Annotated in this window: 24 protein-coding genes and 1 pseudogene; 12 read left to right on the forward strand and 13 right to left on the reverse strand. The window is 68.1% G+C overall.

Going from position 1 to position 20,100, the window contains the following annotated elements; genetic code table 11:
- Nucleotide 1 precedes the first annotated feature (1 nt).
- Complete coding sequence (locus OHT57_RS27700; protein WP_328749223.1) at nt 2-1,669, reverse strand: threonine/serine ThrE exporter family protein; 1,668 nt, start codon at nt 1,667-1,669, stop codon at nt 2-4.
- A 102-nt stretch (nt 1,670-1,771) separates the two neighbouring features.
- Nucleotides 1,772-2,263: an inorganic diphosphatase gene (locus OHT57_RS27705; RefSeq protein ID WP_328749224.1), complete on the reverse strand. Its 492-nt coding sequence runs from the start codon at nt 2,261-2,263 to the stop codon at nt 1,772-1,774.
- 79 nt (nt 2,264-2,342) lie between these two features.
- On the opposite strand from OHT57_RS27705, the gene dacB reads away from it, so the two are divergent.
- The 6 genes from dacB to folE all read left to right on the forward strand — a co-directional run bounded on the left by dacB (nt 2,343) and on the right by folE (nt 10,067).
- Nucleotides 2,343-3,980: a D-alanyl-D-alanine carboxypeptidase/D-alanyl-D-alanine endopeptidase gene (gene dacB, locus OHT57_RS27710; RefSeq protein ID WP_328749225.1), complete on the forward strand. Its 1,638-nt coding sequence runs from the start codon at nt 2,343-2,345 to the stop codon at nt 3,978-3,980.
- 87 nt (nt 3,981-4,067) lie between these two features.
- On the forward strand, nt 4,068-5,192 hold the full coding sequence (locus OHT57_RS27715; protein ID WP_328749226.1) for a zinc-dependent metalloprotease: 1,125 nt from the start codon (nt 4,068-4,070) through the stop codon (nt 5,190-5,192).
- A gap of 196 nt (nt 5,193-5,388) precedes the next feature.
- Nucleotides 5,389-6,483 carry a tRNA lysidine(34) synthetase TilS gene (gene tilS, locus OHT57_RS27720; protein ID WP_328749227.1) on the forward strand — a complete coding sequence of 365 codons (1,095 nt, stop codon included), beginning with the start codon at nt 5,389-5,391 and terminating at the stop codon, nt 6,481-6,483.
- 54 nt (nt 6,484-6,537) lie between these two features.
- Entirely contained in the window at nt 6,538-7,098 is a 561-nt protein-coding gene (gene hpt / locus OHT57_RS27725; RefSeq protein WP_328753349.1) for a hypoxanthine phosphoribosyltransferase, read from the forward strand.
- Nucleotides 7,099-7,305: 207 nt separating this feature from the next.
- Complete coding sequence (ftsH, locus tag OHT57_RS27730) at nt 7,306-9,339, forward strand: ATP-dependent zinc metalloprotease FtsH (protein ID WP_328749228.1); 2,034 nt, start codon at nt 7,306-7,308, stop codon at nt 9,337-9,339.
- A 122-nt stretch (nt 9,340-9,461) separates the two neighbouring features.
- Nucleotides 9,462-10,067 (forward strand): GTP cyclohydrolase I FolE, encoded by a 606-nt coding sequence (gene folE / locus OHT57_RS27735; protein ID WP_328749229.1) that lies wholly within the window; start codon nt 9,462-9,464, stop codon nt 10,065-10,067.
- Between the two features lie 43 nt (nt 10,068-10,110).
- Here the strand turns inward: folE and OHT57_RS27740 are convergent, their stop codons facing one another.
- From OHT57_RS27740 to OHT57_RS27755, 4 genes and pseudogenes are all read right to left on the reverse strand, one after another.
- The gene (locus tag OHT57_RS27740; RefSeq protein WP_328749230.1) at nt 10,111-10,596 is read right to left on the reverse strand and encodes a DUF3180 domain-containing protein; all 486 of its coding nucleotides are present in this window, start codon (nt 10,594-10,596) and stop codon (nt 10,111-10,113) included.
- A 57-nt stretch (nt 10,597-10,653) separates the two neighbouring features.
- The gene (gene folK / locus OHT57_RS27745) at nt 10,654-11,265 is read right to left on the reverse strand and encodes a 2-amino-4-hydroxy-6-hydroxymethyldihydropteridine diphosphokinase (protein ID WP_328749231.1); all 612 of its coding nucleotides are present in this window, start codon (nt 11,263-11,265) and stop codon (nt 10,654-10,656) included.
- Nucleotides 11,262-11,621, reverse strand: a complete 360-nt coding sequence (gene folB, locus OHT57_RS27750; protein ID WP_328749232.1) for a dihydroneopterin aldolase — start codon at nt 11,619-11,621, stop codon at nt 11,262-11,264. The genes folK and folB overlap by 4 nt, the downstream gene beginning before the upstream one ends.
- Before the next feature lie 257 nt (nt 11,622-11,878).
- Nucleotides 11,879-12,148 (reverse strand): annotated as a pseudogene (locus tag OHT57_RS27755) (nuclear transport factor 2 family protein); the annotation flags it as partial.
- Nucleotides 12,149-12,713: 565 nt separating this feature from the next.
- Here OHT57_RS27755 and OHT57_RS27760 point away from each other — a divergent pair.
- The 6 genes from OHT57_RS27760 to OHT57_RS27785 all read left to right on the forward strand — a co-directional run bounded on the left by OHT57_RS27760 (nt 12,714) and on the right by OHT57_RS27785 (nt 16,080).
- On the forward strand, nt 12,714-13,028 hold the full coding sequence (locus tag OHT57_RS27760; RefSeq protein WP_328749233.1) for a hypothetical protein: 315 nt from the start codon (nt 12,714-12,716) through the stop codon (nt 13,026-13,028).
- A 28-nt stretch (nt 13,029-13,056) separates the two neighbouring features.
- On the forward strand, nt 13,057-13,332 hold the full coding sequence (locus OHT57_RS27765) for a hypothetical protein (RefSeq protein WP_328749234.1): 276 nt from the start codon (nt 13,057-13,059) through the stop codon (nt 13,330-13,332).
- Between the two features lie 15 nt (nt 13,333-13,347).
- Nucleotides 13,348-14,019 (forward strand): hypothetical protein, encoded by a 672-nt coding sequence (locus OHT57_RS27770; RefSeq protein ID WP_328749235.1) that lies wholly within the window; start codon nt 13,348-13,350, stop codon nt 14,017-14,019.
- Between the two features lie 67 nt (nt 14,020-14,086).
- On the forward strand, nt 14,087-14,878 hold the full coding sequence (locus tag OHT57_RS27775; protein WP_328749236.1) for a hypothetical protein: 792 nt from the start codon (nt 14,087-14,089) through the stop codon (nt 14,876-14,878).
- Between the two features lie 237 nt (nt 14,879-15,115).
- A complete protein-coding gene (locus tag OHT57_RS27780; RefSeq protein ID WP_328749237.1) occupies nt 15,116-15,835 on the forward strand; it encodes a hypothetical protein in 720 nt (239 codons plus the stop codon).
- Nucleotides 15,832-16,080, forward strand: coding sequence for a hypothetical protein (locus OHT57_RS27785; protein ID WP_328749238.1), 249 nt, complete (start codon nt 15,832-15,834; stop codon nt 16,078-16,080). Before OHT57_RS27780 ends, OHT57_RS27785 begins: the two co-directional genes overlap by 4 nt.
- Before the next feature lie 34 nt (nt 16,081-16,114).
- On the opposite strand, the gene OHT57_RS27790 is transcribed toward OHT57_RS27785, so the two are convergent.
- The 7 genes from OHT57_RS27790 to OHT57_RS27820 all read right to left on the reverse strand — a co-directional run bounded on the left by OHT57_RS27790 (nt 16,115) and on the right by OHT57_RS27820 (nt 20,096).
- Entirely contained in the window at nt 16,115-17,614 is a 1,500-nt protein-coding gene (locus OHT57_RS27790) for a hypothetical protein (RefSeq protein ID WP_328749239.1), read from the reverse strand.
- Nucleotides 17,611-17,799, reverse strand: coding sequence for a hypothetical protein (locus OHT57_RS27795; protein ID WP_328749240.1), 189 nt, complete (start codon nt 17,797-17,799; stop codon nt 17,611-17,613). The genes OHT57_RS27790 and OHT57_RS27795 overlap by 4 nt, the downstream gene beginning before the upstream one ends.
- Nucleotides 17,796-18,068 (reverse strand): hypothetical protein, encoded by a 273-nt coding sequence (locus OHT57_RS27800; protein WP_328749241.1) that lies wholly within the window; start codon nt 18,066-18,068, stop codon nt 17,796-17,798. Before OHT57_RS27800 ends, OHT57_RS27795 begins: the two co-directional genes overlap by 4 nt.
- A complete protein-coding gene (locus OHT57_RS27805; protein ID WP_328749242.1) occupies nt 18,065-18,532 on the reverse strand; it encodes a hypothetical protein in 468 nt (155 codons plus the stop codon). Before OHT57_RS27805 ends, OHT57_RS27800 begins: the two co-directional genes overlap by 4 nt.
- A gap of 7 nt (nt 18,533-18,539) precedes the next feature.
- Complete coding sequence (locus OHT57_RS27810; protein ID WP_328749243.1) at nt 18,540-18,836, reverse strand: hypothetical protein; 297 nt, start codon at nt 18,834-18,836, stop codon at nt 18,540-18,542.
- Between the two features lie 250 nt (nt 18,837-19,086).
- On the reverse strand, nt 19,087-19,584 hold the full coding sequence (locus tag OHT57_RS27815; RefSeq protein WP_328749244.1) for an HNH endonuclease signature motif containing protein: 498 nt from the start codon (nt 19,582-19,584) through the stop codon (nt 19,087-19,089).
- Nucleotides 19,581-20,096, reverse strand: coding sequence for a hypothetical protein (locus OHT57_RS27820; RefSeq protein ID WP_328749245.1), 516 nt, complete (start codon nt 20,094-20,096; stop codon nt 19,581-19,583). Before OHT57_RS27820 ends, OHT57_RS27815 begins: the two co-directional genes overlap by 4 nt.
- Nucleotides 20,097-20,100: the final 4 nt, after the last annotated feature.

Here is a 20,100-nt window from a genome sequence, read left to right on the forward strand (position 1 = left end):
CTCAGAACCCGCGCGTCCGCTTGGCGGCGCGGCGCTTGCCCGCGGAACCCACCCTCAGGAACAGCCGGGAGATCTCCGAGCCCAGGTTGACCCCGATGGCGATGGCCATGGCCGTCGCCGCCGCCTTCGACAGCGACACGAGCCCCTCGTCGACATGGCTCTGAGCGATCGCCAACAGCCCGAAATACGTGGCGGACCCGGGCAGCAGCGGCCCGATCGCCGCCGTCGTGTACGGCAGGGCGGACGCGAACCGGTACCGGGACAGCAACTGCCCGAACAGCCCCACCAGGCCCGCCGCGACGGCCGTGGAGGCAACCGGTGAGAACTCGCCGGTGTAGCGCATCGCGCCGTACACACACCAGGCGACGCCACCGTTCATGGTGACGGCCAGCACGGTGGATCGTTCCTGCTGGAGCAGTACCGCGAACGTCAGCGACAGCAGCATCGAGGCCCCGATCTGCCACAGCGGCCGCGAATCCGTCGACAGCGCCTCGTCCGGGTTGAGATGCGCCCCCAGCTGCACCCCCACGTAAAGCATCACCAGCACGCCCACGACGATGCCCACGAAGAAGTACATGACCTCAAGGAGCCGTGCCGACGCGGTGATGTAGAACCCGGTCAGGCCGTCCTGGACGCCCGCCACCAGCGCCCGCCCCGGCAGCAGCGCGAACAGCCCACCGGTGACGACCGCGGACGCCTTCACATCGACGTGGGCCAGTGTCAGGGCGATCCCGATCGCGGCGGGCGGCATCGCGGCGACCGTGAACTGGTAGAACTCCGGCAGCCCCCGCCCCGCGCACAGCCACGCCAGCCGGTCACCGAGCATCGCGCCCAGCATCGCCGCGACGAACACCACCAGGTCACCACCGACGAGCACGGACGCGGCGCCCGCCAGCAGCCCGCTCGCCGAGGTCAGCACCCAGGTCGGATACGGGTGCCGGTTGCGCCGGATCTCGGCGAGCCGCCGGTAGGCCTCCTCCAGGGAGGTGTCCGCCTCGGGGTCGCTGAGGTCGTCCACCAGCCGGAAGACGGCCGCCAGCCGCGTGTAGTCGGTGCCGCGCCGCCGCACCGTCCTGGACGCCGTTACCGGGTCCTCCACCAGCGACGGCTGGTACGAGATCGACAACAGCGTGAACGTGACGTTGGGCTCGCAGCGGTCGAGCCTGAACGACCGGCACACGGCGAACATCGCCGCCTCCACGTCCTCGGCGCCCTCACCGCCCGCCAGGAGCAACTCGCCGATACGCAGCGTCAGGTCGAGCACACGTGGCACGGCCGGACCGGTCTCGTCCTCGGCCTTGGCGACCGGCTCCGGCGCGGGCCGCTCGGCCACCGGCATCCGCAGCATGGTGCGCATCCGGTCCTGCCAGGGCAGGTCCTTGGTGAGGCTCACCACGGGGATGCCGGTCGGCGGGGTGAAGGCGGGCGGCGCGTCCTTCGCGCTGTAGGTGCGGGGCACGGTGAACGCCGACCCCTCCGGCTCGGCGGCCGGCGCCTGGGGGACACCCAGCCCCTTCGGCACCGCGAACTCGGACGTGGTCTCCGGCTCACCGCCGACGGCTCTCGGCACGGCGAGCCCGTTGGGAAGGGCGAACTCGGACGTGATCTCGGGGTCGTAGAAACCCCTGGCCTCGTCCGACTGCGGCTTGCGGTGCTCCGCCTCCGTCACTCCGTAACGCTCCCTGAACGACACATTCCGACAGGCCTCAGTATGCGCGGGCATGCGAATGGGCCGCACGCGTGGGCGTGCGGCCCGTCAGGAGCAGGGTGCTCAGTGGCCGCCCTGGTCCTTCAAGCGCTTGTAGGACCGCTCGATCTCGGCCTCGGCCTCGGTACGGCCGACCCAGTCGGCGCCCTCGACGGACTTGCCGGGCTCCAGGTCCTTGTAGACCTCGAAGAAGTGCTGGATCTCCAGGCGGTCGAACTCGGAGACGTGGTGGATGTCGCGCAGGTGCTCCTGACGCGGGTCCGTCGCCGGCACGCACAGCAGCTTGTCGTCGCCGCCCGCCTCGTCCGTCATCCGGAACATGCCGATCGCACGGCACTTGATGAGACAGCCCGGGAACGTCGGCTCGTCAAGGATGACCAGCGCGTCCAGCGGGTCGCCGTCCTCGCCGAGGGTGTTCTCGACGAAGCCGTAGTCGGTCGGGTAGGCGGTCGAGGTGAAGAGTCGACGGTCCAGACGGATACGACCGGTCTCGTGGTCCACCTCGTACTTGTTCCGCGAACCCTTCGGGATCTCGATCGTGACGTCGAACTCCACCGGTGACTCCTCCATGATCAGCACATAGTTCTGGTGGTTAAGTGTCCCTCACGCCGGAGTGTGATCGCGAAAGGGGCTGTTGGTCGTGCCTGAACTGAGGCCTTGGCGGGCTGCGAGACCGCATGTGGTGCGGGCCGCGAACGCCGTACGACCGCGTCTGGCACGTGCCGCGGGCGCCGTACGTCCAGGACTCACCCGGGCCAAGGACGCCGTACGACCGCAGCTCGCACGGACCGTCGCCGCCATGAAACCGCAGGTCACACGGCTCACCAGGATCCCGGGACCGAAGACCGTCAGGACCTGGCGCTACGCCGCGGGCGCCACCACCGCCGGACTGGCACTGGCCGCCACCGTGGCGACCGTCGCCGGTCCCTGGGACTCCTCGGGTCAGCGTACGGCCGAGCGGGACCGGGCCGCCGCACTGGAGCGGACGGGTGGCGCAGATCACGGAGATGATCCCGGTACGGCCGCCGACACGCCGCGCCCCGCCCCCAGCGCCGCATCCGTACTCATCGGACTCGGCGCCGCCGGCAACTCCGTGAAGTCCGCCCCCACCGGAAAAGCCCTCGCCGACGTCCTCGGCCCGCTCCTCGGCAACACGGCCCTCGGCGCCCGCCGCACCGCGGCCGTCGTCGACGTCGCCACCGGCCGACAGCTCTACGGCACAGGCGCCGGCACCGCCCTCACGCCCGCCTCCACCACGAAGATCGCCACCGCCGTGGCCGCCCTGTCCGCCCTCGGCGCCGACCACCGCCTCACCACGCGCGCCGCCCTGGAACCCGACACCAGGGAACTCGTCCTCGTCGGCGGTGGCGACCCCACACTCACCGCCCGCGACGACACCGACGGCTGGGCGAGCCTGCGCGAACTCGCCCGTGACACCGCCGCGGCCCTGAAGAAGCGGGACATCACGACGGTCACGCTCTCGTACGACAAGACCCTCTACGCGGGCGCCGAAATGCACTCGATCGGGGTCAACGACAACCTCGCCCCCGTCAGTGCCCTGATGGCGGACGAGGCCCGCACCGACGACACCGCCAGTGGCCCGGCCCCGCGCACGACGGACCCCGCCAAGGACGCGACCCGCACCTTCGCCCGCCTCCTGTCGGACAACGGCATCAGAACGACCGCCCCCGGGCCCTCCAAGGCCACCGGCCGCGCCGAGACCCTCGCCGAGGTCTCCTCCCCGCCCCTGTCCGCCCTGGTCGAACGCATGCTGACCAACAGCGACAACGACATCGCCGAAGCCCTGGCCCGCCAGACCGCCGTCGCCGCCGGGCAGCGCGCCGACTTCCAGGGCGGCGGCAACGCCGTCCGCGCCCAGTTGAAAAAGCTCGGACTCCCGCTGTCCGGCGCCGACTTCCACGACGGCAGCGGCCTCGACCGCGCCGACCGGCTCACCGCGAACCTGCTGACATCCCTGCTCGTGAAGGCCGGCGACCCCGCCCACCCCGAACTCCGCCCCGTCCTCACCGGCCTCCCCGTCGCCGGCTTCACCGGCACCCTCACCAGCCGGTACACCGACGGCGCGGCAGGTGTCGTACGCGCCAAAACCGGCACCCTGACCGGGGTCAACACCCTTGCGGGAACTGTCGTCGACCAGGACGGCCGGCTGCTCGCCTTCGCGTTCCTCGCATCGGACACGACGAACCCCGGGGCCGCGCAGAGCGCCCTGGACCGCACCGCGACGGCACTGGCGGCCTGCGGCTGCGGCTGACTCCCGTCCCGAGCCGTGCGAGCAGACCCCGGCTTTGCCCACCCGAGCGGCCTGCCCCAAGCGGGACCGCTCACGTACGGTTGACGCATGACGAGCATCGGTGGTGCCGAGATGGTCGACTGGAATCTCGCGGTGGCGACCGCGACCCGACTCGCACGGCCGGGCCCCGACGTGAGCCGCGACGAGGCCCGGGCCATCGTCGCGGAACTGCGTCGGCATGCGAAGGCCGCGGAGGGACACGTCCGCGGCTTCACCCGGATGGGAACCGAAGACATCCACGACACTCCCGTACTCGTCGTCGACCGTCCCGGCTGGGTCCGGGCGAACGTCGCCGGGTTCCGGGAGATCCTCAAGCCACTCCTGGAGAAGATGCAGGAACGGCGCGGCAGCACCCCCGGCGGCGCGGTCCTCGGCGCCGTCGGCGGCAAGGTCACCGGCGTCGAACTGGGGATGCTGCTGTCGTTCCTGTCGTCCCGCGTCCTCGGCCAGTACGAGACCTTCGCCCCCGCCACCCGCGAACTCCCGGCAGGCGAGAACGGCGGCGGCCGGCTGCTCCTCGTCGCCCCCAACATCGTCCACGTGGAACGCGAACTCGACGTCCAGCCCCACGACTTCCGCCTCTGGGTCTGCCTCCACGAAGAGACCCACCGCACGCAGTTCACCGCCGTGCCCTGGCTGCGCGACCACCTGGAGGGTGAAATCCAGTCGTTCCTGGGGGAGACCGAAGTCGACCCCATGACCGTCCTGGAACGCATCAGGGAAGCCGCCCAGTCGCTCGCCGGCGGACGCCCCGAAGGCGAGGAGGATGACGGCGGGCGCTCCCTCGTCGAGATCGTCCAGACCCCCGCCCAGCGGGAGATCCTCGGCCGCCTCACCGCCGTGATGTCCCTCCTGGAGGGTCACGCCGACTTCGTCATGGACGGAGTGGGCCCGGCCGTCGTCCCGAGCGTCGCCGAGATCCGCGAGAAGTTCCAGCAACGCCGGGCCAAGGGCGCCTCCCGCCTCGACATGGCCCTGCGTAAACTCCTCGGCCTGGATGCCAAACTCCGGCAGTACCGCGACGGCGAACGCTTCGTCCGAGCCGTCGTCGACCAGGTCGGCATGGACGGCTTCAATCGCGTGTGGACCTCGCCCAACACCCTCCCGACCAAGTCGGAGATCGCCAAACCGGCGGACTGGGTCACACGGGTGCATCGCAGGACCGAGTCGTGAACCCCGCGCGGAATGGCGTGAGAGGAATCCGGCCGACGGCAGGCGAACGCCCCTTCAATCACCCGTCCGAGGGACCGTGAGCCCTGGGTAGGCGTGCGATGCTCGGGGAACGGCCCTTCTCTGTCACCATCTACACACTCTGAGTGACCGAGCTCGGATTCACCCCCCCCCGAAAACTTCATGAAGGGAACCGGACATGGGTCCCCATCCTGCGGTCGCGGCGATACGCCTGGCGGTCCGCCGCGTCCTCCACGACCTCCTCAACGAAGCCAGCCGCACCGGCAGTTACGCGAGCAGCGGCACCGCCGCACGCGGCCGCACAGCCGAACAGCCCGCCGCCCCGGGCGGCATCCCGCACGAGCGCCCGCCGTCGCCGCTCGTGCTCGTGGCCTGCTCCGGCGGTGCCGACTCCATGGCCCTCGCCTCCGCCCTCGCCTTCGAGGCACCCAAACTCGGCATCCGCGCCGGCGGCATCACCGTCGACCACGGTCTCCAGCCCGGCTCCGACCTCCGCGCCCAGGAAGTCGTCCTCCGACTGCGCGAACTCGGCCTGGACCCCGTCGAAGCCGCCACCGTGACCGTCGGCCGCGAAGGTGGCCCCGAAGCCGCCGCACGCGACGCCCGCTACACCGCGCTCGACGCCGCCGCCGAACGCCACGGCGCGCGCGCCGTCCTCCTCGGCCACACCCGCGACGACCAGGCCGAAACCGTCCTCCTCGGCCTCGCCCGCGGCTCCGGCATCCGCTCCCTGTCCGGCATGGCCGCCGTGTCCGGCGGCCCCGGAGCCGCCCGCCGCTACCGCCGCCCCTTCCTCGGACTCGACCGGCAGACCGCCCGCAAGGCCTGCATGGTCCAGTCGCTGCCCGTCTGGGACGACCCGCACAACGCCGACCCGGCGTACACCCGCTCCCGACTGCGCCAAGAGGGCCTGCCCGCCCTGGAGAAGGCGCTCGGCAAAGGAGTCGTGGAAGCGCTCGCCCGCACCGCCCAGCTCTCCCGCGACGACGCCGACGCCCTCGACACCTGGGCCCGCCAGGCCGAGGCCTCCGTACGCGACACCGCCGGCCTCCTGGAGTGCGCCAAGCTCTACGCCCTGCCGCCCGCCGTGCGCCGCCGTATTCTGCGCCAGGCGGCCATCGAGGCGGGCGCCCCGGCCGGCTCGCTGTTCGCCCGCCACATCGAGGAGATCGACCGCTTGATCACCGGCTGGCGCGGCCAGGGAGCCATCAATCTCCCCGGCAAGGTCGTCGCCCAGCGGCAGGGTGGCAGACTGGTGATTCGGCAGGGCTGAATCCTCGGCTCCCTCCACGGGAGCCTGACAGCCGGCGTGGGACGACCGAAAGTGATGCGGGTGGACGCGAAAGACATGGGTGCCGACCTCAAAGAGGTACTCATCACCAAAGAAGAGATCGACGCGAAGCTCATCGAGCTCGCCGCGAAGATCGACGCGGAGTACGCGGGCAAGGACCTGCTGATCGTCGGCGTCCTCAAGGGCGCGGTGATGGTCATGGCGGACCTCGCCCGGGCACTGTCCACCCCCGTCACCATGGACTGGATGGCCGTGTCCTCCTACGGCGCGGGCACCCAGTCCTCCGGCGTGGTGCGGATCCTCAAGGACCTCGACACCGACATCAAGGGCAAGCACGTCCTGATCGTCGAGGACATCATCGACTCCGGCCTGACGCTGTCCTGGCTGCTGTCGAACCTGGGCTCCCGCGAGCCCGAGACGCTCAAGGTGTGCACCCTGCTGCGCAAGCCCGACGCCGCCAAGGTCGCCATCGACGTCGAGTGGGTCGGCTTCGACATCCCCAACGAGTTCGTCGTCGGCTACGGCCTCGACTACGCCGAGAAGTACCGCAACCTCCCGTTCGTCGGGACGCTCGCGCCCCACGTCTACGGCGGTTGAACCGTGGCTGCAGCGTCTGCTGAGCCAACAGAGCCGTCTTAGTACGACGATCGGGAACCCCAGCGGGCCTCGCGCCGTTGGAGCAAGCAGACGGGCCTGCCAGCCCTCCCATGCGGCTTCGGGTAACAATGCTGGGGTACCGTCAGAAGAACTGTCTTATCAAACTCACTATGGCAGGAGGGACGGGGCGGGTTCCGCTCCGTATGGATGGACGTGAAGCGATACTTCCGTGGGCCGGTCATGTGGATCGTGCTGGCCGTCCTTGCCGTGGTCGTGTTGATGCAGGTCGTCGGCTCGTCCGGCGGCTACAAGACGGTGGACACCGGCCAGGTCGTCCAGGCGATCAATGACAACAAGGTCGAACAAGCCAAGCTGACCACCGGCGACGAGCAGACCATCAAGGTCGAGCTCAAGGACGGCGAAAAGGTCGACGGCAGCTCGAAGATCCAGGCGAGCTACATCGGCGACCAAGGCGTGACCATCGCCGGCATTCTCCAGAACAAGTTCCAGGACAAGCAGATCCCCGACGGGTACACCGTCTCGCCGACGAAGCAGAACGCCTTCGTCGGGATCCTGCTCTCCCTGCTCCCCTTCGTCCTCATCGTGGTCGTCTTCCTGTTCCTGATGAACCAGATGCAGGGCGGCGGCTCCCGGGTCATGCAGTTCGGGAAGTCCAAGGCCAAGCTCATCACCAAGGACACCCCGAAGACGACGTTCTCGGACGTCGCGGGTGCGGACGAGGCAGTCGAAGAGCTCCAGGAGATCAAGGAGTTCCTCCAGGAGCCGGCCAAGTTCCAGGCCGTCGGCGCCAAGATCCCCAAGGGCGTGCTCCTCTACGGGCCTCCCGGTACGGGCAAGACGCTCCTCGCACGTGCTGTCGCGGGCGAGGCGGGCGTTCCGTTCTACTCGATCTCGGGTTCCGACTTCGTCGAGATGTTCGTCGGTGTCGGTGCCTCCCGAGTGCGTGACCTCTTCGAGCAGGCCAAGGCGAACGCCCCGGCGATCGTCTTCGTCGACGAGATCGACGCGGTCGGACGCCATCGCGGCGCCGGCCTCGGCGGCGGTCACGACGAGCGCGAGCAGACGCTCAACCAGCTGCTCGTCGAGATGGACGGGTTCGACGTCAAGGGCGGCGTGATCCTCATCGCCGCGACGAACCGGCCCGACATCCTCGACCCGGCACTCCTGCGCCCCGGCCGCTTCGACCGCCAGATCGCGGTCGACCGCCCGGACATGCTGGGCCGTCTGGAGATCCTCAAGGTCCACCAGAAGGGCAAGCCCGTCGCTCCGGACGTCGACCTCTCGGCCGTCGCCCGCCGCACCCCGGGCTTCACCGGCGCGGACCTGTCGAACGTGCTGAACGAAGCGGCGCTCCTCACGGCGCGCAGCAACCAGAAGCTCATCGACAACCACATGCTGGACGAGGCCATCGACCGCGTCGTGGCGGGCCCGCAGAAGCGGACCCGGATCATGTCGGACAAGGAAAAGAAGATCACCGCGTACCACGAGGGCGGACACGCCCTGGTCGCCGCGGCCTCCCCGAACTCCGACCCGGTCCACAAGATCACGATCCTCTCCAGAGGCCGTGCCCTTGGCTACACGATGGTCCTGCCCGAAGAGGACAAGTACTCGACCACGCGCAACGAGATGCTCGACCAGCTCGCCTACATGCTGGGCGGCCGCGCTGCCGAGGAACTGGTCTTCCACGACCCGACCACCGGCGCCGCGAACGACATCGAGAAGGCCACGGCAACGGCCCGCGCGATGGTCACCCAGTACGGCATGACCGAGCGTCTCGGCGCCATCAAGTTCGGTGGCGACAACACCGAGCCGTTCCTGGGCCGCGAGATGTCGCACCCGCGTGACTACTCGGAAGAGGTCGCCGCGCTGGTCGACGAAGAGGTCAAGAAGCTGATCGAGACCGCGCACAACGAGGCCTGGGAGATCCTGGTCGAGAACCGCGACGTCCTCGACCAGATGGTCCTCCAGCTGCTGGAGAAGGAGACGCTGAACAAGGAGCAGATCGCCGAGGTCTTCGCTCCCATCGTGAAGCGTCCCCCGCGGCCGGCCTGGACCGGCTCCTCCCGCCGCACGCCCTCGACCCGTCCGCCGGTGCTCTCCCCCAAGGAGCTCGCACTGACGAACGGCGCCAACGGCGCGACCCCGGCGATCACCACCGCCAAGGCCACCGCGTCCGAGCCGGTCACCGAAGCGGTCCCCGAGGACCGTCCTGAGAGCTGACGCTCACCCGTCCCGCCCCGGTGACCCCACCGAGCCCGGAATGGTTGCCGCGCCCCCCAGGTTTTAGCCTGGGGGGCGCGGTGTTTTTCGGCCGTGAGGGACTTCTAGGAACGAGGCACCAGATGACCGACCCCGTGACGCTTGACGGCGAGGGCTCCATCGGCGAGTTCGACGAGAAGCGCGCCGAGAGCGCCGTGCGCGAGCTGCTGATCGCGGTCGGGGAGGACCCGGACCGCGAGGGGCTGAGGGACACACCGGCCCGGGTGGCGCGGGCGTATCGGGAGATTCTGGCCGGGCTCTGGCAACAGCCCGAGGATGTGCTGACCACCACGTTCGATCTGGGGCACGACGAGATGGTGCTGGTGAAGGACATCGAGATCGTCAGCTTCTGTGAGCACCATCTGCTGCCGTTTCACGGTGTAGCTCACGTCGGGTACATTCCGGCTGAAACCGGAAAGATCACGGGCCTGTCGAAGCTGGCGCGTCTCGTCGACGTGTTCGCCCGTCGGCCGCAGGTGCAGGAACGACTCACCACGCAGATCGCGGACTCCCTCATGCGGATCCTTGAGGCGCGTGGCGCGATCGTCGTCATCGAGGCCGAGCACATGTGCATGTCCGTACGGGGCATCCGCAAGCCCGGCGCCAAGACCACGACGTCGGCGGTACGGGGCCAGCTTCGGGACGCCACGACCCGGGCTGAGGCGATGAGCCTGATACTGGCGCGCTGACCCGACTGCCGAGAGCCACCTGGCCCGTCGGCACGGGTGGGCGTCAGGCCGTTGACGTGGCTCCGGTGTTCCGGTCGTCGTCCTCCGGGAGTTTGCACACGCGCTCCAGGAAGATGGCCGCCGCTATCACCGCGATCCCGGCGACGACCGAGAAGCCGGCGTAGACGGCCTGGTCGCGGCGGGCGGGGATGTCGAGGGATTCCAGCAGGAAGACGCCGGTGCCGCCGTACATGCCGGAGACGAGGGCGGCGACCAGGGCGCTGGCCTGCCCGAAGACGACCGCGCGGGCCGCCATCAGGGGGTCGACGCCCTTCGCCCCGGGGTCGCGTTCGCGCTGCGCCTTGAGGCGGGCGCGGATGGACAACGCCGTGGCCGTGAGGACCACGGCGATCAGGGCGAGGACGACGGGGGCGGCCAGCGGGACGCTGGGCACCGTCCCGATCGAGTTCCACAGGCGGGCGCCCGCCCAGGACAGGGCTCCGGCCACGGCGAACACGCCTGCCAGCAGCCTGATGCGCAGCTCTCTCACGGTGACCCTTCAGCTCCCCCGTCGGCCCACGGACTGTGGCCGTCTTGACCTTAACGGCTATTCGGGCAGCCGAAGTTCCAGGTCCTTGCGTGGTTCGACGCCGTCCTGTGTGACGGTGTGGAGGAGTTCGGTGACCGGGCCGCGGCCGGGCAGCTGGGCTTCGGGCTCCAGGTCGCGCCAGGGCGCGAGGACGAAGGCGCGCTCGTGGGCGCGGGGGTGGGGCAGGGTGAGGACCGGGTCGTCGGAGACCACGTCGGCGTAGGTGACGATGTCGACGTCGAGGGTGCGCGGGCCCCAGCGCTCGTCCCGGACCCGGTTGAAGGCCTCTTCGACGGCGTGGGCCCGCTCCAGCAGGGAGGCGGGGGGAAGTGTGGTCTTCAGGACGACGACCGCGTTGAAGTACGAGGGCTGACTGTCGGCCGCCACGCCCCACGGCTCCGTCTCGTAGACGGGGGAGACCGCTTTGATGCGGACGCCGGGGGTGTCCTCCAGGGCGTCGATGGCGCCCTGGAGGGTCTCCAGGCGGTTGCCGAGGTTGGAGCCCAGGGAGATCACGGCTCGCTGCGGGTTGTGGAGGGTGGTGTCGGCGGCGTCCACCTGCTGCACGACGGAGGCGGGTACCGGCTGTACGGTCGGGTCGCTGTGACCCGCGGTGAAGGACGCGGTCATACTCGGCTCCGGGTGATGGTGACGGTCACGTCGTCGAACGGCACGGTGATCGGTGCGTCCGGTTTGTGGACCCGGACCTCGACTTCCTCTACCCCGTGGTGTTTCAGACAGGCTTGGGCGATGCGCTCGGCGAGCGTCTCGATGAGGTTGACCGGTTCGCCCTCGACGACGGCCACGACCTCTTCGGCGACGATGCCGTAGTGCACGGTCTTCGTCAGGTCGTCGGTGGCGGCGGCGGGCCGGGTGTCCAGCCCCAGGACGATGTCCACGATGAAGGTCTGGCCCTCCTCGCGCTCCTTGGGGAACACGCCGTGGTGCCCGCGGGCCTTGAGGCCGCGCAGCGCGACACGATCCACGCGAATCACTCCTGCAATCGTCGGTGACGGCCGGTTCGTGCCGTGTGCGGGCGGCACACCGGCCTCGATCGAATCTACCTGCGAGCACTGACAGAACCGGGCCACGGGGCGCGGGGCCGTGCCGGGGCCAGGAGGTTTCACCAAGTGTTTCCCCTGGGGAACCCGGCGGCTCACGGGTTGGTAGCGGCCCATACCCGGGGTTCGTGATTCCAACCACTTCTTGGTCCCGACGGGGTCCTGGCGGGGTCCTGGCGGCTTCAGGAAGGGGCTTCCTCGTCCTCCTCGTCCTCGTCGTTCTCGGCCAGTACGGGGGAGGCGTGGTGGGCCCACATCTTCCAGCCCTCGGGGGTGCGGCGGAACACGTTCGTGGCGACGACCAGCTGGCCTACGAGAGGGCCCAGTTCCTCGTCGCCCTCGGGTGCGGGGCCGCCGCTGAGGATGTTCTCCGTGCAGGTCACCAGGGCGGTGTCGCCGGTGACGGAGACATGGACGTCGGTGAGGAAGAACTGGATGTAGTCGGTGTTGACGAAGAATACCAAAAAGCGTACGTCGTCGGATCACCCGCCTGACCTGCGGCTTCTTCCCTGGCGGCCCGCCTGGCGGCCAGCTCATCGCCCGGAACTGGCGCCCTCGGCGGCTCATCGTCCGGTCCCTCGCCCCCGTCCTCCGGCCCCCGGAGCAGCTCCCGCAGGGCCTCCGCGTCCTCGTCCGTGCGGCCCTCGACGAGCCCCAGAACGTACTCCATGAGACGAGGTGTCAGACGTACCTCCGCCCCCGTGGAGGTCACGTTCGCTATCGAGGCGTTGTAGTCCCGCAGGATTTCTTCCTGCCGCCGCAGAAATGCCTCATCCGCGCTCTCCCGCCGCATGGGCCCTCCCCTGGCCGACGCTAGTTGCGTACGCAGTTGCGTACGCAGTTGGATCATAGCGTTCCACCACCCCGAGTGGTCTTCTGGGGCGTACCAAGTTCGTGCAACTCCTGCGCCCGTTCACGATGTTGGCGTGCGAGGGCTCGGGCATGCTCAGCCCCACCTGCTGAACCACACCCCCACTGTCAGTGGGAAGTCATAATCTGCGACAACGAGGAGGTCACATGAGCCACCGGTCCCGTCAGATCATCATCGGAATTGTTGTCGGCGTAGCTGCCGCGACCGGCGCCATATTCGCAACGCAGGGCAGTGATGCGGGTGACGGCCTCGACGAGCGCAGCTACAAGCTCGGCTACAACGAGGCATTCGGTGGCGCGTACATGCCGACGGACACTCGCAGCCGCGACGAGATAAGAACGAGCTGTGACGACCTCTTCCGCACGTGGGTCGAGGCTTCCGGTAAGCAGGACGTCGTGCGCGGCGACTGGACAGAAGGCTGCGCCGACGTGGCGCAGAACAAGGACTCTCGTTTCGGTTGAGGGGTGAAAGGACGACATGAGCTACGTCGTGGCGAAGCTGGAGAAGAAGTCCGGCGGGGATGAGTTGGTGGTCTCGGAGGAGATCAAGGTGGCCGCGAAAATCGAGGACGCGGTGAACCGGATCGGTGCCTGGAACGGTGACCTTTTCGCCGTGTGGGATGTCGAGACGCGGCCGAACCCGTCGGAGGCCGGCGCAATTGTGCAGGGCCAGGTGCCGGACTCCCTGTGGGTCATCTCGGGCGAGATGCCGTTCCAAATTGAGGACCGGTACCTGGAGACGGTGAGGCAGGACGGCCGTGGCTGAGGAGAAGATTCGGGCATGACGGAAGCTGGGGTAACCGTGGCTGAAACGCAAGGGCGTCGGCTCTCAAAAGCGAAGTTGCGCGGTCTGCGGGCGGCTGCGGCAGACCGGCTCGGCCGTTTCCCGTCCGGTACGTCGGTGGCCACGACCAATTCGCTTCGGGACGCGGGTCTGGCTATTGGGCGCGATGCTTGCGGTCACCGAGTCGGGCCGGGGCATCGGCACACGCCCATCAGTTCGTTCATCACGCCTGCCGGCCGCGAGGCTATCGGTGCAGAGCAACCGGAGGCGCTGACTGCGGCGGGCACCGACTTGGAGCGCCAGTGCGTGCGCGTCCTGGCGGAGGCGGGTTACTCGGGTGACTTCACCGTGGTCGAGGTGGAGAGCGAAGGCATTCGAATCGAGGTGGATGACCCGGAGGTAGAGGACTCGGGAACTCGGGTTCTGGTGATGGCCTCTGAGCTATATGCGAACGGCTGGCGTCCCCTGGAAGAGGGGGATCGGGCCGGTCTCTTTCCCATCCCACTGGTGAGAGCTGGGGTACCTGGTGCGTCGGCCGGCATGTGCCGTCAGTGTCACCACGGGTTGATGTACGACGAGTCCGGCCAGTGCGTAGTGGACGAGTACAGCACCTACCTGTGTCTGTCGGTTGTGGACCCTGAGTCGCCGACCCACGTCCCCTGGGAGTAGACCCCCTGCGTTCCATCAGGCCCCCGTTCTTCGGAGCGGGGGCCTTTTGCATGCCCAAAGGAGCCTCATGGCCGAGAAATTCAAACGCCTACCCGAGCAACAGCACAATGCCGTGCTCGCAGCGGCGCAGCGTCCCGACCACCTGATTCCAGGCATCGAGGACGGGTTCGTGCCGAAGCACGTGATTTTCAACAAGCGGACCTTGGTCTCGGTTCATCGAGCTGGCTTTGGGGACATGCGACCGAGTGCCTACTTCGACAGGCAGGGTTCGTACGAGGACTCGGCGGCGTCGCTGTTCCTGACGCAGGCAGGCCGGGCCTACGCCAGGCAATTCGGCGTGCCGTGCCAGCGGCGCAGGGTCGTAGTCCTTCAATGCGGTGACAAGAAGGCCGAGCCGAGCTGGGAGAAGTACCACTACCGGGGTGTGATCCCGGCCGGGCAGTTGTACATCGGGCCGTATCACCGGTCGCTGCGCCTGACCGCGAGTGCGCTGACCAACCCGTTCCTCACATGGATCATGTCGGCCTGGCACGGCCTGATCCCGCTGAAGCGTCCTCTGGGGCGGTACAACGTCAAGCTCGGTGACCCGAAGGCGATCACCCCGGAGAAGATGCGCCGGCATACCGCGTCGCTTGATCTGGCTGACGCGGACGTGATCTTCCTGGGCAGCAAGGGCTACGCGGACCTGTTCACCGAGTCCGTTCCGCACGCCTTCACGCCGCTGAGCGGTGACCTTCTTGCTCAGCGCTCGCAGTGCAAGACGGTTCGGGAAAACCCGGACCTCATGCGCGAGTGGTGGGATGCGGCGGCTCTCGGCCGAGGCCGGTGCCTGGAGCCGGATGAGGGGTGCCCGAAGTAACTTGCTGGCGTCGGCCGGCGGCCCCCGTTCCTGGTCTGGGAGCGGGGGCTTCGTCATGTCTGGAGGAGTGTCATGTCGGTTGTCATGTCGGTTTTGCAGTTCCTATTCCAGAGCGACGTGTCGACGGTGCTGACTGCCGTGGTCACGGCGGGCATGTGTCTGGGAATCACGATGTACGTTTCGCGGGACAAGTGAAAAATTCCCGCGCTGTCGGAGACGGGTGGTAGACAGACGCTCATGGTGGAGCAGATGAGTGCTCGGCACTCGGCGATCGTCGAGGCGGTTCGGGACATGGAGGCAGCGGCGCCCGACGGTGCGCTGCTCGCGGTGGGGGCAACGAGCCGGAGCCTGGCTCGACGGCTGGGAGTGACCGAGACCACGGCCCTGCGGTACCTGAAGGAGACCATCGCGGCGGGACAGCTCGCCGAGATCGGTCACGTCGGTCGCAAGCTGCTGTTTCCCTGGCCCGATGGCCTCCCGAATACGCCGGAGCGCTGGACGACAGGTGAGGTGAAGCGGGGCGCCTTCCGCATAACGACTTACCGCGAAGTCGGTCCGGCCATGGCGAAGATCCGTTTCGTGTTCACGCCGGAGCGGCTGAAGCTGCTCATGGACCAGGCCATAGCGGAGGACGCGGCGGAGGCCGCCAAGAAGGCGCGCAAGGATCAGGAGCGCCAGGAGAAGTGGGCGGCCGAAGACGCGGAGGGGCGGGCGGTATTCGCCAAGCACTACCCAGCCTTGGCCGGCCTGCTGGAGCGGTTCGAGGAGCAGGTGCGTGAGGAGCGGGAGGGCAGGTCCCTGGGGGTCCGGTTCGACGCGAGGGAGCACCCGAAGGCCGGCGTCCTCGGGCGAGTGAACATCGAAGTGACCGATGAGAAGTTCGCGGTCTTGGAAGCGATTTTGCGGGATGGTCTGGGCGCACAGCCCGAGGCCGGGCTGGAAGGGGTGCAGGAATGAGCAAGAACCAGCGGATGGTCATCATGCGGTCGGCGGAGGAGGTGCAGAAGCAGCTCGCGACCGCGTGGGAGCGGCTGGAAGAGGCGTGTGAAGGCGAGATGCCCGGCAACCTCCGCGCGCTGCACGGGGTGGACGCCGAGGCGTTCTCTTTGCTGATCGAGGCGATGGTGCAGCTCGGTGAGCCGGTGGACCAGGAGATGCAGGATCTGGCCGGCCTGAAGCCGGTCGACGAGGTGCTGTCGTAGGACGCGGTTCCGGTCGAGGGGCCTGGTGAGGGGGTTACTCCCTTGGTACGGGCTCCTCGACGACTTCCGCGTCAACGATGCCCATCTGGCTGAAGGCTTGCTCGGCTGACACTGTCCCGGCGGGGCTCAACGCGGGGGGGCCATCCGACTTTGGGCCGAAGAGGCGTGAGATCAGCCCGACCTCTGCGTGGTCCTTCGACTGCATCTTCATCGAAAACGTAAATCCGGCCTCTTCGATGTCGCTCTTGAGCTTGACGAACTTGGCGAGGCGATCCATCTCGGAGGAGAGATTTGGGTCGGCGTACCCGCCTTCGACCTCCTCTGACATGCGCATCGAGAAGACGCGCATGGCCTGCATGCTGATCATGCTGTCCAGGAGCGCGATGTATTGCTCCTTCGTGCGGACGCGCACAGGCATCTCGTACGCACAGGATTCCCCGGGCTGGTACTCGGGACATTTGTTGGCCAGGAAGCACCCGTCACACACCCGGACCCCGGGGTCGACGGCGTTGATGCGGTGCTCGGTGCGGGTCTGGCGTTCCCCGCTGTCGGGGTCGGTGTAGCGGTGGGTGAAGGCTTCGGTCTCGATGCCGGGGAGGAGCTTCTTCACCCGTGTGGCGGGCGGTTCAGTTACCCCCTCGTGCTCCTCTTCTGAAGAGGTCGCCGCAACTGTCAGGGCACTGCTTTCCGCGTTTTCGGAACCGGGGGGTAGGGCGGTGGCAGTTACTCCCTTGCCGTGGCGCTGCGAAATGTGGGCGATCTGGTGCCGCCAGGACCACAGGCTGAGTCGGAGGTTCTCGGTGGCGTCGTCGGCGTCGATGAGGTCGACGTCAAGGCCGGCGCCGGTGATCAGGGTGCGGTGGCGTTTGCGCGCCTGCCCTTTGTATCGGGCCGGGTACCGCTTCATCTCTGAGCCGGTCCATACGAACGTTTCGCCATGCTGGGCGGCCGACAACCACGTGGTGGAGGAGACGCTGTACCAGTCGGCGGAGAGCATGAGGGGTGGGCTGGAGAAGCCCATGCCGTGGAGCTTGATGCGCCGGCTGAGGGAGCGCAGGGTGGGGATGATGTCCCGGTCCCCGCAGGTGCCTTGGCCGACGGCGATGTAGGGGAACTGGTCGGCCATGCGCTTGAGGACGTCGAGGCCCCATTCCTCGTGCCAGACGACGATCGACTTCTCGGGGTCGAGGTGCTGCCGGCGAGCTGCGATCCACTCGTGGCCCATGGGGAGGGCGTCGAACTCGACGTACGCCTGGACGCGGTCCAGGTTCTGCTCCACGAACGCGTCGTAGTGGTTGGCGATGTCCTGGATTTCCTCGGGGGTGACCTCGACGCCGGGCCTGTTCAGCGTGTGGCAGCCACTGTCCAGGAAGACGGACTGCTCGGGGGTGTAGTGCTCCGCGATGGACCAGGGCTTGGCGAATTTCACGCGCCGGCGTAGGCCCATGTAGGACATGCCGACGTGGGGGACTTTCTCGGCGGCCAGGAGGCTGCGGTGGGAGGGGATTTCCGCGCCGGCGAAGTAGAAGATCATGAGGGGGTCTCCGGTTCGGCCGCGTCGAAGAACTGCTGTCGGCGAAAGGCGCGGTTGTCTTCGCCGCAGATACCGGCGATGCCTCGGGTGATTTGGTCGACGACGTCGCGGGCCTCTGGGTAGTACTCGTGGGCCTGGCGGAGGACTTCGGCGAAGGCCCGGTAGTGCTTGCGGGACATGCTCATGACCCGGCGTCCTCGCGGACGTCGATCAGGGTGACGACGGTCGCGCCGTTGTGGCCGTGGATTTCTACGACGTCGTCGATGGAGTCGTAGATGGCTGTCGAGCTGGTCCCGGTGTTCCACCTCATCGCCACGGTGCCGTCGGGGAAGATCACGCCACCGGCGACTGTGCCCTCGCCGCTGATGCCGGTGATGTCTTCGTGGCGGTCGAGGTGGAAGCGCACGAGATCGGTGTCGCTGCGGACGAAGCGGGTCGTGTGCTTGGTGGTCATGGCTGCTCCAGGCTGTGGGGGGTGAGGCGGATCTCGTGCTGGCGCTCGACGGCACCGGTGAGGTCGTCCCAGGGGCGGATGGCCGACGGCCCGGCAGAGGGCTGGCGAGGGCCCTGGAAAGCGGAGGTGACCAGGGCGGTGTTCCAGCCGGCGGCCAGCTCGGCTGCGGCGCACGCGGGGTCGGACTCGATGACGAGGGCGCCGATGCGCCAGGCGCGGACGCGCTGGAGAGCTTCGAGGCGGCCGGCCGGTCCGGGCTCAGGTGCGTGGAGGTAGGACTGGTGGCCGGTGAGCTGCCGCTTTTGCAGCCACAGAGCGATGTCCTGCTCGCTCCAGGCGTGGGAGAGCAGGTGCAGCCGGCAGTTCTTGTTCAGGGCCTGGTAGAGGCCCCACCCGGTGTCTATGTGGCCTTCGCTGGCGGGGAGGCGTAGGACTCCCTCGACGACCATGACGGCGGCAAGCACGAGGGCCTCAGAGCTTGAGCTTGTCGGCGAGGGATTGGTGCTGCGCGGCCTGCTGCATCTGCGCCGTCATGGCCATCAACTGGTGGGCTGTGATGGCGGCTTGCTTGCTGGCCTCGATGTCTGAGACGACTTCGGATGCGCCGAACTTCATCTCCAGGACGGTGGCCGAGCGTTCGGCGGTGATCGGCTTCCCGAAGTCGCTGAGGGCTTCCCACTCGCCGTTGGTGTGCTGCACGACCATGAAGGCGGTGCGGACCTGGAGGGTGCCGTCGGGGCCGTTCGGGGTGGGGGTTTCGAGGGGCATGGGTGCTCCTAGTCGAATGCAGGGTGAATGCGGTGTGGGGTGGCGCCGGCCGGACAGAGGCAGCCGTCTACGGGGCTCCAGGACGGGCAGGTGTCGCGGACGCCGGCGGTGTGCTGGCAGGGCAGGTTTCGGGTTGCGGCGGAGCACCCGCAGGCTTCGGGGTTGTGCCAGGCGCTCACGGGGCGCTCGCACTGGGTGCACACGAGGTAGGGGTTGGCGAACTCAATGCGGGTGTGTGTCCGTGTGTAGGTCACTGCCAGCTCTTTCGTGTGGTGCTCCAGGTGCTTTCTTCTTTTTCCTGCCGGCGGGCCTGGCGGCGTTCTTTGTCGCGGGCCCGGATGCACGTGATGCACTCCCGGCGGCCGGAATGCCAGCGGGTGTTTTCCTCGCTGTATTCGTGGCCCTTGGGGCAATGGGTCTTGCGCGCGTTCTTGGCGGAGAATGATTCGCCGCGTGCGACGTTTTCTGTGGCGGGCACGGGCTCAAGGTGCTCCGGGTTGCAGCAGGCCCTGATCCGGCACTGGTGGTCGACATGCCAGCCGGGGGGAACGGTCTTCTGATTGGCCATTTCCCAGGCGATGATGTGGGTGCCCTTGACCTGGCCGTTTGGCAATCTGAATTTGCCGTAGCCGTAGTCGTCCTTGGCGCCGAGCCATATGTGGCAGTCGTCGAATTCGGTGCCCTTGTCGACCTTGTCGAAGAAGCGTCGCTCCCACCCGCCGGACGGGGGCCGTCGCGGCGGGGTCATTCGTACAGCCCGAGCTTGGCGCGCACGCGCTGCTCGTTGACGGACCGGATGGGGCAGTAGTCGCAGAGGTAGCGCTGGCCGGCGGGGTTGGACTTGTCCCACTTGGGCAGGCCCTCCGCCTTGCGGTCCCCTGCGGTGGGCGGGGTGAGGCGCTTCTTGTCGCTGTGGAAGTCGGAGCAGGTTTCCGGTCGGCCTCGGCCGCGCCAGCACTGCATGGCGTCACTCTTGAGGGTGTCGACAGCCTGATACACCCACGGCTCCATGCCGGTGGCGCCTTCTTGCTGCCAGACCCGCTTGAGGATTTCGTCGCGGACTTCTGCCGAGGAATGCCAGCGGTCCTCGTCTACGCCCTCAACCGGGTAGAGACGGCCGAAATGCCGTTCCCCGTTGGGGTACCGGTGCTTGGCTGCTGCGTATTCGAGGACCGTGTCTTGGCGCGGGTCACCCTCGTAGTGCGGAAGCACTTCGGTTGTGCGGCAATCCTTGCAAAGAAGTAGGCGGATCTGCGTCATGCGC

The organism is Streptomyces sp. NBC_00285, assembly GCF_036174265.1.
Taxonomy (GTDB): domain Bacteria; phylum Actinomycetota; class Actinomycetes; order Streptomycetales; family Streptomycetaceae; genus Streptomyces.